Below are 13886 nucleotides of genomic sequence, written 5' to 3'. Positions count from 1 at the left end.
CTCTCACCTTTTCATAATCACTTCTGAGTGCACAAGGGCAAAAATGAGCTGCCGCGCCCTGCGCAGCCTTGGAGAAAACAATAAAATTATTTGCCGCGCAGGACGGATTTTGTTTAATTTTATATAAGTTGCAAAAGGACTTACGCACCATCCCAATTTGTTGCACAAAAGCAACGTACACAGACCCGCCAGCCCAAACCGGTTCTGCACCGGAACACCCTGCCGGCCCCGTTCCCGCCACCAGTACGGAGACAGACCACTTTGAGCATGCATGCACCGCCGCCATCCGATGCCACGCCAGGCCAGACAACGGAAGGTTACCGGCAAGGTCTGGGCAAACGACAGATCCAGATGATTTCCGTTGGGGGGGCCATCGGCACTGGTCTTTTTCTGGGTGCAGGCAGCCGGTTGCAGGCTGTGGGGCCATCCCTTGCCATTGTCTATCTGGTTTGCGGCGTGTTCTCCTTCCTCATGCTCCGCGCTCTGGGGGAGTTGGTCATGTACCGCCCCACCAGTGGTAGCTTTGTCTCCTACGCGCAGGAGTTTCTGGGGAGCCGGGCGTCTTATGTTGCGGGCGCGCTCTCGTTCTTCAGCTGGGCCATGACCGGCATTGTCGATATTACGGCCGTTGCACTTTACATGCATTTCTGGGGTGTTTTTGCCGTTGTGCCCCAATGGGTCATGGCGCTTATGGCCCTTGTGGTCATTACCTGCATGAACCTGATTGGCGTCAAATGGTTTGGGGAGATGGAGTTCTGGTTCTCCATCATCAAGATTGCCGCCCTGCTGGCATTTCTGGTTGTGGGCACGGCCATTCTGGGCCTGCGTGTACCCGTGGACGGGCATAGCACCGGCATACAGCTTATTACCGAACATGGCGGGCTGTTCCCGCACGGCATGCTCCCCGCCCTTGTGCTTATTCAGGGCGTTGTGTTCGCCTATTACGGCATAGAGATGATTGGCACCGCCGCAGGGGAATGCAAAAACGCGCGCGAAGTGCTGCCCTCGGCCATTAACAACGTGATCTGGCGGATCATGATCTTTTATGTCGGCACGGTTACCTTGCTGGTTCTGCTGCTGCCCTGGTCGGCCTATCAGGCCGGAGTTAGCCCGTTTGTGACCTTCTTTTCCCGCCTTGGAGTGCCGGGGGTGGATTCGCTCATGAACATAGTGGTGCTGACCGCCGCCCTGTCCAGCCTGAACTCGGGCCTGTATTCCACCGGGCGGGTCCTGCGCGCGCTGGCCCTCAATGGCACGGCTCCACGCTACCTTGCCCATATGAACAAACAGGCCGTACCAGCAGCCGCCATTTTAACAACTGTAGCCATTTATCTGGTGGGGGTGGGGCTGAACTACCTCTTGCCTTCCCAGATTTTTGAGATTGTTCTCAATATGGCTTCTATCGGCATTGTCAGCACATGGTGCTTTATTGTGCTCTGCCAGATCAAACTGCGGCAGGCCATTCGGGCAGGCCGTATTGCCCCCACGGGTTTTGCCATGCCCGGCGCACCCGTTACCGCGTGGCTGACCATTGCCTTTTTTATCAGCATTCTGGGGCTGATGCTGTTTGACTACCCAACAGGCACCTATTCCATTATGGCCATTCCGGCCCTTGCCGCCCTGCTGTTTGTGGGCTGGAAGGCCGCAAGTCACACGCCCCTTAACGTTGTGCCCCAGACCATACCTTCGGCTGAATTAACCGATGATGCCGATTTTACCCCACCCCGTACGGAGTAAACACCGGCACACTCTTCCCTGCGGCATATGGCCCGCAGGGAGCACGGAATACAAAAAAGGGGAGCCGGTCTGGCTCCCCTTTTTTACTGGACCACGCAGCCCACCTAGTAACCCGGCGGGGGTGGGTAAGGTACGGGGGCCGGCACCACCGGGTATGCCGGGTAAGGTGTTGCCACAGGGTAGGGCGTTGCCGGGTAAACACTGCCCGCAATGACATTGGAAATAATGCCCGTTGCCACTGCCGCCAGCAAAAAGCTGCCGCCGTAGCTGATCCAGCGATAACCCGGTGGGGGGGCATACAGGCCACGGTAACCGCGCCAGTTATCTACAAAAATACCGCCGCCATCATACCGGTCTCCCCGCCGCCATGAGCCGCCATGCGGGCCACCGCGTGGGCCTGCACCCCAGCCTGGACCGCCACCCGGCCCACCCCTAAAACCACCACCATGGCCACCGCCCGGCCCTCTGCCCGGGCCACCCGGTCCACCAGGTCCGCCAAGTCCGCCGTGGCCACCGCCACCCGGCCCACCTGGGCCGCGCTGGGCATAAGCCGCAAGCGGTGCTGCGGCAACAAGCAGCCCCATAAGAAGCGCCATTGAACGTTTTGCTTTGAAGATCATGCTGAATCTCCTTCCTTCCACCCCATTGAGCCTACCATGATGTGGCGGAAGTTTGTCGAGATCATAGCCGTTTGGCGTTGGGTTTAATCCGGTCTGCCCGCCCGGTGGTACGGGTGGCCCGCAGCAATGGCCTGCGCGCGGTAAACCTGCTCGACCAACATAATCCGTACCAGCATATGCGGCCATGTGAGCGTGCCAAAAGACAGGGTGGCATCTGCGCGTTGCAGAACGGAGCTATCCAGCCCTTCTGCCCCGCCAATAACAAAGCAGGGCGTGCGCCCCGCGTCCTGCAATGCGGCAAGGCTGGTGGCAAAGGCAACACTGCTATACGTGCGCCCACCTTCATCCAGCGCCACAACATGGCTGTGTGCGGGGCAGGCGGCCAGAATGGCCTGTGCCTCACGCCGTTTGATCTCATCGGGGCTGCCGCGCCCGTCCGGCAGTTCCACAATATCCAGCGCCGGACGCAGGCGCTTGAGATACCGCTCCACCAGCGCACGCTCGGACTTGTCCTTCATGCGCCCTACCGCCACAAGCCTCATACCCGGCACCTGTGGCGGCAGAATCGTATGTCCTGTAAACCAGACATCAGCACTTACAGACGGGTCACGCCGTCTTCGTTGCTTTCATCCAGTTCCGCACCCCACATTTTTTCCAGCCCATAGAGCGCACGCGCTTCGGGCTTGAACAGGTGGACCACAATATCGCCCGTATCCAGCAGAACCCAGTCGGAACCATTAGCCCCTTCAACCAGCACGCGCTTGATACCAATATCGCGCAGTTTGCGTTCGATATGCTGGGCCATGGCGGCAATCTGGCGGTCGGCCAGACCGGTTGCGATCACCATTTTATCGGCAAAGGAAGCACGGCCGGCAAGGTTGATCACAACCAGATCTTCCGCCTTGTCATCCTCCAGACTGGCGGTAATCAGCGCAAGGGACTGTTCGAGCAGATCGGGGGCAATGGCCTCACGCTTGGTGCGGGTTTTTGGCCCTGCTGCGGCTGCTTTTTTGCGCACAGAGCCGGGGGCTGCCGCCGCTTTGGGGACTGCGGCTGCACGGGTGGAGGCCGCACGGCCCCCGCGAGCGGTGGCCGTGGACGTGCGGGTGCGTGCGGGCGTCTCGGCGGGTGGCTTGGTGGTTATGACCGTTCTCCTGAAAACTGACTACTCTTTGGGGTGATGGGCTGATCCGTAGTGGCGTCAAACCCGCCCCGCTGACGAATGGCTGTTGCAGATATACTGTTTTGTGCCCCCGGAAGGAAAGCCCAAGCTGGGGGAGAAAGTGTGGCAAGCCGTGCTGCCTGCCGTGCAGGCACACGCCAGCGCGCCAGATACTGCGCCGCCAACCCGCCCAAAGCCCGCACATTCTGCCCCGGACGGGGGAAAACCGCCACAGGTACCTGCCGCACCAGTTGGTGCCAGTGCTTCCAGCGCGGCAATGTTACCAGACCATCCGCCCCCATCAGCCATACAAACCGAACATGGGGGAAGCGGGCCTTGAGCCGGGCAAGCGTGTCCACCGTATAACGGGTGCCGAGTCGGGCCTCCAGATCGGTGGCCACAATCCTGCGCCCATCCGCCAGTTGGCGCGCAGTGGCCAGACGGGTGGCAAAAGAGGCCATTTCCCGCCCGGCCTTGAGCGGATTACCCGGAGACACCATAAGCCAGACCTGATCCAGCCGTAGCTCCAGCATAGCCCGCCGGGCTATGGCCTGATGCCATCTGTGCGCAGGGTTGAATGACCCACCCAGAAGCCCCACGCGGCTGTGGCGGTTATCCCCCCATGTGGGAATCCGGCACCCTGCGGGCTGCACTCCCCTGCCCGTTATGGCCGCCGTATCTGCTTTTGTAACTGGCATATACCGTTGTGGCCCATGCAGGCCGCGCGCACTGCCCGCCCCAAGTATGCGGGGGCCGGTGTGCGCCACTGGCCTGTTATGGGCCTGCGCGCTCAGGTACGGACCTGACCGCTACCAAGCACCTCGTAGCGGAAGGTTGTCAGCTGTTCCACGCCAACTGGCCCACGGGCATGGAAGCGCCCTGTGGCAATGCCAATTTCCGCTCCGAACCCAAACTCCCCACCATCACAGAACTGGGTGGAGGCATTCCACATGACAACCGCACTGCTCACACCGTTCATGAACCGCGCAGCAACGGCTTCGTCCGCCGTAACAATGGCTTCGGTGTGGGAGGAGCCAAAGCGGGCAATATGGTCGAGTGCCTCGTCCACACCATCCACTACGGCTACGTTCAGCACGGCATCCAGCCATTCGGTGGCAAAGTCTTTTTCGGTGCCCGCGGGCAGGTCGGGCATGATCTGCCTTGCGGCGGCATCCGCCTTGAACGTGCAGCCCTGTTCAGCCAGGTCAGACACAATCTGGGGCAGCAGGACCGAAGCAATGGCTGCGTCTATCAGCAGGGTTTCGGTTGCGCCGCAAATGCCCACACGGCGCATTTTGGCGTTCAGCACAATCCGGCGGGCCATGGCATGGTCGGCTGCGGAATGGACATAGGTGTGGCACAGCCCTTCCGCATGCGCCAGCACAGGCACGCGGGCCTCACGCTGCACACGCTCAACCAGCGAACGGCCACCCCGTGGAATAATCAGGTCCACGAGGCCAGCAGCGGTCAGCATGTCCGCCACGTGTTTGCGATCAGCATCCGGGGCGATCAGCACGGCATCTTCCGGCAGGCCCGCATTGCGCAGGCCGGTCTGCATGGCGGCATGAATGGCGCGCGCGCTATGCAGGCTTTCCGACCCGCCACGCAGCAGCACGGCATTGCCGGACTTGATGCACAGCCCGGCCGCATCGGCCCCTACATTGGGGCGGCTTTCGTAAATAACGCCAATAACGCCAACAGCCGTTGCCACCTTGCGAATACGCAGGCCGTTGGGGCGGGACCATTCCTCCAGCACCTGCCCTACGGGGTCGGGCAGGTCGGCAATGTCTTCCAGCCCACGGGCCATGGCTTCGACCCGCTCGGGGGTCAGGGTCAGCCGGTCACGGAATGCGTCCTTGGCGGTAGATGCGGCAAGGTCAAGCGCATTGGCCGCCAGAATGGCCGGAGCAGACGCCCGCAATGCGCTGGCCGCAGCCCATAGGGCCTTGTCCCGCTCGGAGGAGGAACTCTGCGCCAGCGTGCGCGCGGCCAGTCTGGCCCTGTGTGCCAGATCGTGCATGGAGCATGGCGATGGCACACCCTGTGCTGGTGCGCGCATATCTGCCGTGGCCACATGCTGCCGACTGTCTTCCTCCGTATTCATGCTGGCGTCCCTTATCTCCATTGTCCGGTTTTCTTTTTATCGTGTGTGGTCCGCCCACCGGGGCGGACCTGATCATGCGCTTTAGAGTGCCGTATCAGACATTAAAGCGGAAGAGCAGAATGTCGCCGTCCTTCACAACGTAGTCACGGCCTTCAATCCGCAGGCGTCCTGCTTCCTTGGCACCTGCTTCCCCATTATATCGAACATAATCGTCAAATGCGATGGTTTCGCAGGCAATAAAGCCACGTTCAAAATCATTGTGAATAACGGCAGCAGCCTGCGGGGCCTTGGTGCCGACCGTAATGGTCCATGCACGTGCCTCCTTGGGGCCTACGGTAAAGTAGGTGCTCAGGCCCAGCAGTTTGTACCCTGCGGCAATCACACGGTCCAGACCGCTATCGCTCAGGCCCAGCCCTTCCAGGAATTCACGGCGTTCCTCGTTTTCGAGCTGGCTCACCTCAGCTTCGATCGCGGCGGAAACAATAACCACCGCTGCCCCTTCGGCTTCGGCCTTGGCCTTCACCTTTTCGGAGAACGCATTGCCGGTGGAGGCCGAGTCTTCATCCACGTTGCACACATACAGCACGGGCTTGCTGGTCATGAGCTGCAGGCGGCGGACAGTCTCCTCCTCCCCGGCGGGAATGGCGGTGCGCGCAGGGCGGCCATCACGCAGGGCGGCAAGAATGGGCTGCATGATCTCGATCTGGGCCACGGCTTCGCTGTCGCGGTTGCGGGCGCGTTTTTCCAGCGCGGGCAGGCGTTTTTCCAGCGAATCCAGATCAGCCAGCATCAGCTCGGTTTCAATGATCTCCGCATCCCGGACGGGGTCCACGCCCCCTTCCACATGGGTAATATCATCATCCTCAAAGCAGCGCAGGACGTGGATAATGGCGTCCACCTCACGGATATTGGCCAGGAACTGGTTGCCCAGCCCTTCCCCCTTGGAGGCACCGCGCACAAGGCCCGCAATATCCACAAACTCAAGGCTTGTGGGCACTTCACGCTGGGATTTGCCAATAGCCACCAGCTTGTCCAGCCGTGGGTCCGGCACCGCAACGCGGCCCACATTGGGCTCGATCGTGCAGAACGGGTAGTTGGCGGCCTGCGCCGTGGCCGTGGCCGTAAGCGCGTTGAACAGGGTGGACTTGCCCACATTGGGCAGACCAACAATACCGCAGTTAAAACCCATCAGCCCTTGCTCCCTTGTGGCAGTGCAACCTTGGTCATAAACCGGTCGGCATGCCCATCCGCCAGCAGGGGGGCGGCATCGGCCATGCTGGCGAGCATGGGGTCGAGCCAGTCCTGCTGGTCTGTTTGTGTAAAATTACCCAGCACCCAGCCATGCACCCGTTCCTTGGCGCCGGGGTGGCCTATGCCAATACGAACACGCCAGTAATCGGGCGTGCCCAGCATCTTGTCTGTCGAGCGCAGGCCATTATGGCCCGCTGCACCGCCGCCACGCTTGATGCGCAGCCTGCCCGGTTCCAGATCCAGCTCATCATGGAAAAGCGTTATCTGCTCGGGGGCTATTTTGTAAAAGGCCGCAGCTTCCTGCACACTCTCGCCCGAGCGGTTCATGTAGGTCATGGGCAGCAGTGCAAGCACCTTGTGGCCGCCTATGCGCCCTTCGGCTACCTCACCCTTGAAGCGGTTGCGCCATGGCGTAAAGCCGTATCTGGCGGCAATGGCCTCGACCGCCATAAAGCCAACATTGTGCCGGTGCCGGCGCATGGAGGACTCGGGGTTACCCAGTCCGACCCAGAGCAGCATTGCGGATTCTGCCTTGTGTTTATGAACAGAAAGGGGGGCACATGCGCCTGCACGTGCCCCCGCGTTCCATAAGCTTCAGATTGCCTGAACTCCCGATTAGGAAGCGTCAGCACCTTCTGCCGGAGTGGTGTCAACCAGCGGTGCGGCAATGGAGGCAACCACAAAGTTGGCTTCGTGGGAAACAGGCGTTGCACCTGCCGTGCCCTGCACATCGTCCCAACGCACGTTGTCGTTGATGTCGAGCTTGGTCAGGTCAACAGTAAAGAACTCGGGGATGTTCTCTGCTGCCACTTCCACGTCAACCGTGTGACGCACGATGTTGAGCATGCCACCACGCTTGATACCGGGGCACTTGTCTTCACCCACAAAGTGCACGGCCACTTCAACATGCACGCGCGAGCCAGCGGCCAGACGCAGGAAGTCGATGTGAACGGGCGAATCCTTAACCGGGTGGAGCTGCACGTCACGCACCAGAGCGCGTTCGGTCTTGCCACCTTCGATCTGGATGTCATACACGCGTGAGCGCCAGCCAGAGGTCTGGATTGCCTTGACAACCAGACGCGGGTCGAGCGCGATCAGCGTGGATTCCTGCTTGCCACCGTACACAACGCCGGGCACCAGGCCTTCACGCCTCGTCGCACGCGCTGCCCCCTTACCAGCCTTCGCGCGCGCAGAAGCTTGGATTGTTGTAATTTTGGACACCTTGACTTCTCCTGAAAAACTTGAGCACGCAGGCCTCCAGGGGTGCCTGCGCGGTGGCTGCGGCCTTACAGCAAAACCCCGCCACAGGCAAGGTCCGGCTTGGCTTGTGGCACCTTTATCCCGCCCTGTGCCCCATCTGGCACACCCCAACCCCGGCCGGAGCCTCCGCCATGAACCTGCCTTTTCAGCCCGTCCCCCACCAGCCTGCTGCCCCCACACCCACGCAGCAATTTGGCAGTGACCATGATACGGGCCTGTGCCCCCAGGCGCTGGAAGCCATAAACCGCGCAGCCTCCGCCAGTGCCCCACCTTATGGGGATGACGCATGGACCCGCCTTGGGGCCAAGGCCGTGGCGGACCTGTTTGCCGCCCCGCAGGCCCGCGTGTTTTTTGTGTTCAGCGGTGCGGCGGCCAATGCGCTGGTGCTGGCAACGCTCTGCCCGCCCTATTGCAGCATTATTGCCTCCGAAATTGCCCACGCGGACACATCCGAGCGGGGGGCGACGGAGTTTTTCTCCGGTGGGGCAAAGCTGGTCACCCCTCCCACGCAGGATGGCAAGCTGACCCCCGCCGCCATTACGCAGGCCATGCGCCGCGCACGTGGCCCCGGAGCCTCCACCCCGGCGGTCGTGAGCATAAGCCAGCCGACCGAGAACGGCCTGCTCTACTCGCTGGACGAAATACGCGCCATTGCCAATGCCTGCCACGACAACGGGTTACGCCTGCACATGGATGGCGCACGCTTTGCCAACGCGGTGGCCGCGCTGGAATGCACCCCCGCCGCCATGACATGGCAATCCGGCGTGGATGCGCTCAGCTTTGGTGGTGCCCGCAACGGCATGGCCATGGGGGATGCGGTGGTGTTTTTTACCCCCCAACTGGCTCAGGGCTTTGCCGAGCGCGCCATGCAGGCCGGGCAGATGGCTGCCAGAATGCGGCTCCTGTCCGCCCCGTGGCGGGGCATGCTCCAGTCCGGCGCATGGCTGGCCAATGCCCGCCATGCCAATGCCAGCGCGCAGGCTCTGGCACAGGCCATAACGGCGCTGGATGGGGTGGAACTGGCATGGCCCGTGCAGAGCAATGCCGTGTTTGCGCTCATGCCCGAGCATGTGGCCAACACCCTGCGCGCGCAGGGGTGGCGATTCCATACCCTGTTCGGGGGTGTTTACCGCTTTGTCTGTGCATGGGACACGCGAGCAGACTCCATTACCGCCCTTGCCGCGGACCTGCGCCGCAGCACACAGGGCTGAATAACGCGTAAAATGCCCCACAAGCGCTAAAACAGGCAGGCTAAGCCTGCACCAGCCTTGACATAACGCCCCTGCCCCTGCTTCCTCCACCCCAATTCTCTATGGCAAAACACGTGCCCGCCCGCAGGCCGGGCCACAATTTGTGGGACAAGACCATGCACCCTTACCGTACCCATAGCTGCTCGGCCCTTCGCGCAAGCGATGCTGGCACCACCGCGCGCCTGTCCGGCTGGGTGCATAGCAAGCGCGACCATGGCGGCCTGCTGTTTATTGACCTGCGGGACGAAACGGGCATGACCCAGATTGTCATCCCCGCCGGGTCGGATGTCATGGCAACAGCCGAACACATCCGGGTGGAAAGCGTGATTACCGTAACCGGTGAAGTGGTCCTGCGCGAGGAAGGCACGCGCAACCCCGACCTTGCCACGGGTGATATTGAAGTGCGCGCAAAAGACTTTGTCGTGCAGTCCCATGCCGCCGTGCTTCCCCTGCAGGTAGCCGGGCAGGAACATTATTCGGACGAACTGCGCCTACGCTACCGCTACATCGACCTGCGGCGTGAAAAAGTGCACGCCAACATCCGCCTGCGCTGCGCCGTTATTGCCAGCATGCGCAAGCGCATGACGGACCTGAACTTTGTAGAACTGCAAACCCCTATCCTGACCGCCTCCTCCCCCGAAGGGGCACGCGACTTTCTGGTGCCCTCACGCAACCACCCCGGCAAGTTCTACGCGCTGCCGCAGGCACCGCAGCAGTTCAAGCAGCTGGCCATGGTGGCGGGGTTTGACCGCTACTTCCAGATTGCTCCGTGCTTCCGTGATGAAGCCTCCCGCGCGGACCGCTCCCCCGGTGAGTTCTACCAGCTTGACTTTGAAATGGCCTTTGCCACGCAGGACGAAATTTTTGCGGTGATGGAAGAGGTCATGAGCGGGCTGTTTACCGAATTCGGTAATGGCCGCACGGTCAGCACCGCGCCGTTCGAGCGTATTCCCTACGCCCGCGCCATGAAGGTTTATGGTTCCGACAAACCCGACCTGCGCAACCCGCTGCTGATTACAGACGTAACAGAAGACTTTGCAGGCTCCGGCTTTGGCCTGTTTGCCCGCATTGCCGCCGATGGTGGTGAAATCCGCGCCATTCCCGCCCCCGGCGCGGGGGACAAACCCCGCTCGTTCTTTGACAAGCTCAATGCCTGGGCGCGTGAGAACGGGGCTGGTGGCCTGGGCTACATCACCTTCAACGCCGAAGGTGGGCAGGGCCCGATTGCCAAGAACCTTGAGGCCGACCGGGCAGAAGCCATTCGCGCCAAACTGGGGCTTAAGGCGGGCGATGCCGTGTTCTTTGCCGCAGGCAAGGGGCATGAGGTAGCCAAGTTCTCCGGCCTTGTGCGCACCCGCATTGCCGAAGAACTGGACCTGATCGAGAAGAACGCCTTCCGCTTCTGCTGGATCACGGACTTCCCCATGTACGAGCTGAATGAGGAAACGGGGCTGGTAGACTTCTCCCACAACCCGTTCTCCATGCCGCAGGGCGGGCTGGAAGCCCTGAACACCAAAGACCCGCTGGATATTCTGGCCTACCAGTACGACATTGTATGCAACGGGATCGAACTCTCCTCCGGTGCCGTGCGTAACCACCTGCCCGACGTGATGGTGCGGGCGTTTGAAATTGCAGGCTACCCCGAAAGCGAGGTGGAAGCCCGCTTTGGCGGCATGCTCAACGCCTTCCGCTACGGAGCGCCCCCGCATGGTGGTTCCGCCCCCGGCGTGGACCGCATTGTGATGCTGCTGGCCGATGAACCGAACATCCGCGAGGTTATTCTGTTCCCGCTCAACCAGCAGGGCGAAGACCTGATGATGGGGGCCCCCGCCCCCGTAGCCCCTGAGCGCATGAAGGAACTCTCCCTCGCGCTCAACCTGCCCAAGCCCAAACCAACGGTTAAAAAAGACTGATAACCGTTTTTTGAGACCACAAACATTCATCCGGCTGGTTGCATGACCACGCCGGATGTTTTTTTGTAGGGGGTATGACCATACGCCCCCCGCGCCACCAGACCACCCTGCTGGCAGCTCTTGCCCCAGCCTGCCTTACCCTTGCCCTGCTGTGCCCGGCTGCACGCGCGGCGGCCCCCACATCCCCCCTTGTGTCACAACAGGCGGTGTATGATCTGGGGCTGGTGGAATCTGCGGGCGGGCAAACGCTCTCTGCTACCGGGCGCATGAGCTACTCCGTGCTCAAGACCTGCCTTGGCTGGTCCTCCCACCAGAGGCTGGACATACAGAGTGTCACCCGCAAGCAGGGCGAGGAGCACCTGCTCTCCGACTATGCGGCGCAGGAAAGTCTGGATGGCCGCCACCTGACCTTTAAAAGCCAGGAAACACGCAACGGCAAACTGCTGCGCGTTGTCAGCGGGGAGGCAAGCCTTGCCCCCGATGGGTCCGGGGTTGTGCAGTATCGCCAGCCGCTGGCCAAAACGCTGCGCCTGCCCGTGGGCACCCTGTTCCCCGTAACCCATACGGCCCGCATTTTAAGTGCCGCCCGGCAAGGTGAAAAAGACCTGACCACCCCCCTGTTCGACGGCACCCTGCCTGATGGGCCGGAAGACACCTATGTGACCCTGCTCACATGGTCGCCCCCTCCGGCTGGCAACACGCCGTACCAACCTTTGCAGAAACTGGCCTCCGGGCACGTGCATATCGCCTTTTACGACCGCAACGCCCACACCATGATGCCTGAATACGAAATGGGCATGCGCTATTTTGCCAATGGCGTGTCTGACCAGCTGCATCTGGATTTTGGCGATTTTAAAATGCAGGGCACGCTCAGCACGCTCGACCTGCCCGCCACACCCACCTGCACGCAGGATACCGCACCTTAAGCGCCCGCACAGCAGGGGCGCACGCGGCGGGGTGGGCCTATGCCTCCACCGCGTCGCCCATGAACAGCAGGTTCTGGAAATCCATTTTCTGGTTGGGGCTTTTTCTGCGCCACTTCTTTTTATCTGCCCGCCGCCACACACGCGGTACAAACGGGTAGGCCCGAGGCAGGCAGCCGGACAGAAGTGCCGCCCAGCTCATGATCAGGATCGGGGTCAGGCTGGTGCTGGCCAAAGCCCCCATATAGGGGGAATCTGCCATAAGGTTCTGGGACAAAGCCATGAGGGAGGACACATCCAGTGCCTCATCCATCAACTGCTCACGGCTGCGGCCTGCAAAACCCCACCCTGCCAGTGCGGCGGCCACGGCTTCGGCCTCCCGCTTGCGGGTTAACTGGAGCGCGTGGTCCAGCAAAGGGGTCTGCACCGCTGCCAGATACGCAGCATTTTTGCGCAAAGCCGCCCGCAACCCCGCCACACCCGGCTGGGCGGTCTGTTCGGTATCTGCCAGTTGCCCCATATCCTCCACCTCCTCCGCCAGAGCGGCACGGACCAGCCGCCCGCGCTGGGAGGGGCTGAGTGCGGGCATAAGGGCGGCTGCAACCAGCGGGTTAAGCAGGGCCTGAGGAATATCGAGCGTGTTGTCTGCCGTCTCCAGCATCTGGAGCAGGGCGGTGGCGGCGGCTTTTTGCTCATCCGTTGCATTGGTGTTTGTCAGCACGGCAGAAAGTGCTCTGAACAGGTCTGGGAGCAGGGCGCTGCTAAGGGCGTTGGTCAAACTCCCCCCCACTCCTGCGGAGGATGCAGGCATGAGTGCAGCCACAGTCCCGGCCTCCACATCCTGCGGGAGCTGCACAATACCGCCGGGCAGCACGATTTCCTCCTCCTGAGCGCCTGCCATACCTTGCAGGGCGCTGGCCAGCCTGCCGTCCTGCACTGTGTTGCCAACCAGCCCGTACAGCCCTGCCGTAGTCACAACCGCCCCACCCAGCGCGCCCGGTGCTTCCGGCTGCGCTCCAAGGGACTGGAGCAGGGGCAAGGCCGCGGCAATTCCACCCGCAAGCGCATTGCCTCCCCCACCAGCGGACTGGCCCGCCATGGCTGTGGCCAACTGCACAAGTCTGCTGGCCATGGCTTTCTGGTCTGCTGTGGCGGCAGGGTCATTCAGCACCGTATTTGCGGCCTGCATAAGATCCGCAACAAGGCTTGTGGTCCCGGCCCCTGTGGGCACACGCCCTGCCATACTGGCGGCGGTATTCTGGCTGGTTGCTGCCGCAGTGGCCGTATTATCCGCACTGGCCGTGGGCTGCCTGGCAGAGGAGGTCCCGCCAAGCAGGGTTTTTGCCCCTTCGGATAATGTGAGCATAACCTCGGCCTGCTGGGCCTGTGCGGCAACCAGTGCCGTGCGCGCACTCTGCACCAATGCTGTGGAAGAGGGCAAAGCCCCGGCAAGGCGGGACTGCGCGGTAGCCTGCCCGGCCCCGCCATCGGCCATGCTGGTGCCTTGCCCGGCACTTTGTACAGCCTGCCCCAGCCAGTTACCCACGCCGGGCAGGCCGCCTGATCCTGTGGTTGCTGTCATGGCCTGCTCCGTAGCCTTTATGGCATGGTGGACAAAACCCGCCATGCCCCCTGCGCGGTGCGTTACCCTGCCACACCGCGCAGG

Annotated in this window: 13 protein-coding genes; 4 read left to right on the top strand and 9 right to left on the bottom strand. The window is 61.9% G+C overall.

Features of this window, described 5'->3' with window-relative positions; all coding sequences use genetic code 11:
- Positions 1-267: 267 nt before the first annotated feature.
- Positions 268-1737: an amino acid permease gene (locus tag ACSYTG_RS02290; protein WP_086645798.1), complete on the top strand. Its 1470-nt coding sequence runs from the start codon at positions 268-270 to the stop codon at positions 1735-1737.
- A gap of 104 nt (positions 1738-1841) precedes the next feature.
- On the opposite strand, the gene ACSYTG_RS02285 is transcribed toward ACSYTG_RS02290, so the two are convergent.
- From ACSYTG_RS02285 to ACSYTG_RS02250, 8 genes are all read right to left on the bottom strand, one after another.
- Positions 1842-2357, bottom strand: coding sequence for an RcnB family protein (locus ACSYTG_RS02285; protein WP_489783930.1), 516 nt, complete (start codon positions 2355-2357; stop codon positions 1842-1844).
- 83 nt (positions 2358-2440) lie between these two features.
- Positions 2441-2899, bottom strand: a complete 459-nt coding sequence (locus tag ACSYTG_RS02280) for a 23S rRNA (pseudouridine(1915)-N(3))-methyltransferase RlmH (RefSeq protein ID WP_489783931.1) — start codon at positions 2897-2899, stop codon at positions 2441-2443.
- Between the two features lie 53 nt (positions 2900-2952).
- On the bottom strand, positions 2953-3375 hold the full coding sequence (gene rsfS, locus ACSYTG_RS02275; RefSeq protein WP_086645795.1) for a ribosome silencing factor: 423 nt from the start codon (positions 3373-3375) through the stop codon (positions 2953-2955).
- A gap of 122 nt (positions 3376-3497) precedes the next feature.
- Positions 3498-4217 carry a nicotinate-nucleotide adenylyltransferase gene (locus ACSYTG_RS02270; RefSeq protein WP_165926050.1) on the bottom strand — a complete coding sequence of 240 codons (720 nt, stop codon included), beginning with the start codon at positions 4215-4217 and terminating at the stop codon, positions 3498-3500.
- A 92-nt stretch (positions 4218-4309) separates the two neighbouring features.
- Positions 4310-5623: a glutamate-5-semialdehyde dehydrogenase gene (locus tag ACSYTG_RS02265; protein ID WP_369823013.1), complete on the bottom strand. Its 1314-nt coding sequence runs from the start codon at positions 5621-5623 to the stop codon at positions 4310-4312.
- 94 nt (positions 5624-5717) lie between these two features.
- A complete protein-coding gene (gene ychF, locus ACSYTG_RS02260) occupies positions 5718-6812 on the bottom strand; it encodes a redox-regulated ATPase YchF (RefSeq protein WP_086645794.1) in 1095 nt (364 codons plus the stop codon).
- Entirely contained in the window at positions 6812-7393 is a 582-nt protein-coding gene (gene pth / locus ACSYTG_RS02255; protein WP_086645793.1) for an aminoacyl-tRNA hydrolase, read from the bottom strand. The genes ychF and pth overlap by 1 nt, the downstream gene beginning before the upstream one ends.
- A gap of 96 nt (positions 7394-7489) precedes the next feature.
- On the bottom strand, positions 7490-8095 hold the full coding sequence (locus ACSYTG_RS02250) for a 50S ribosomal protein L25/general stress protein Ctc (protein ID WP_415420391.1): 606 nt from the start codon (positions 8093-8095) through the stop codon (positions 7490-7492).
- A 170-nt stretch (positions 8096-8265) separates the two neighbouring features.
- Here ACSYTG_RS02250 and ACSYTG_RS02245 point away from each other — a divergent pair, with 170 nt between their 5' ends.
- The 3 genes from ACSYTG_RS02245 to ACSYTG_RS02235 all read left to right on the top strand — a co-directional run bounded on the left by ACSYTG_RS02245 (position 8266) and on the right by ACSYTG_RS02235 (position 12223).
- Positions 8266-9345: a threonine aldolase family protein gene (locus ACSYTG_RS02245; RefSeq protein ID WP_489783968.1), complete on the top strand. Its 1080-nt coding sequence runs from the start codon at positions 8266-8268 to the stop codon at positions 9343-9345.
- 155 nt (positions 9346-9500) lie between these two features.
- Entirely contained in the window at positions 9501-11297 is a 1797-nt protein-coding gene (gene aspS / locus ACSYTG_RS02240; RefSeq protein WP_095349761.1) for an aspartate--tRNA ligase, read from the top strand.
- Between the two features lie 74 nt (positions 11298-11371).
- Positions 11372-12223, top strand: coding sequence for an EipB family protein (locus ACSYTG_RS02235; RefSeq protein WP_415437578.1), 852 nt, complete (start codon positions 11372-11374; stop codon positions 12221-12223).
- 37 nt (positions 12224-12260) lie between these two features.
- Here ACSYTG_RS02235 and ACSYTG_RS02230 read toward each other — a convergent pair whose 3' ends face one another.
- On the bottom strand, positions 12261-13847 hold the full coding sequence (locus ACSYTG_RS02230; RefSeq protein WP_489783932.1) for a hypothetical protein: 1587 nt from the start codon (positions 13845-13847) through the stop codon (positions 12261-12263).
- Between the last annotated feature and the right edge of the window lie 39 nt (positions 13848-13886).

The sequence above is a fragment of the Acetobacter sp. ESL1128 genome, from assembly GCF_058505085.1.
The sequence above is the reverse complement of the archived record's forward strand: the minus strand, read 5'-3'. Positions and strand labels throughout refer to the sequence as shown.

Coding starts and splice junctions, on each gene's coding strand:
- ACSYTG_RS02290 (WP_086645798.1), top strand. CDS start 268: ATGCATGCACCGCCGCCATCCGATGCCACGCCAGGCCAGACAACGGAA.
- ychF (WP_086645794.1), bottom strand. CDS start 6,812: ATGGGTTTTAACTGCGGTATTGTTGGTCTGCCCAATGTGGGCAAGTCC.
- ACSYTG_RS02235 (WP_415437578.1), top strand. CDS start 11,372: ATGACCATACGCCCCCCGCGCCACCAGACCACCCTGCTGGCAGCTCTT.
- ACSYTG_RS02285 (WP_489783930.1), bottom strand. CDS start 2,357: ATGATCTTCAAAGCAAAACGTTCAATGGCGCTTCTTATGGGGCTGCTT.
- ACSYTG_RS02280 (WP_489783931.1), bottom strand. CDS start 2,899: ATGAGGCTTGTGGCGGTAGGGCGCATGAAGGACAAGTCCGAGCGTGCG.
- aspS (WP_095349761.1), top strand. CDS start 9,501: ATGCACCCTTACCGTACCCATAGCTGCTCGGCCCTTCGCGCAAGCGAT.
- ACSYTG_RS02230 (WP_489783932.1), bottom strand. CDS start 13,847: ATGGCGGGTTTTGTCCACCATGCCATAAAGGCTACGGAGCAGGCCATG.
- ACSYTG_RS02265 (WP_369823013.1), bottom strand. CDS start 5,623: ATGAATACGGAGGAAGACAGTCGGCAGCATGTGGCCACGGCAGATATG.
- ACSYTG_RS02245 (WP_489783968.1), top strand. CDS start 8,266: ATGAACCTGCCTTTTCAGCCCGTCCCCCACCAGCCTGCTGCCCCCACA.
- pth (WP_086645793.1), bottom strand. CDS start 7,393: ATGCTGCTCTGGGTCGGACTGGGTAACCCCGAGTCCTCCATGCGCCGG.
- ACSYTG_RS02270 (WP_165926050.1), bottom strand. CDS start 4,217: ATGCCAGTTACAAAAGCAGATACGGCGGCCATAACGGGCAGGGGAGTG.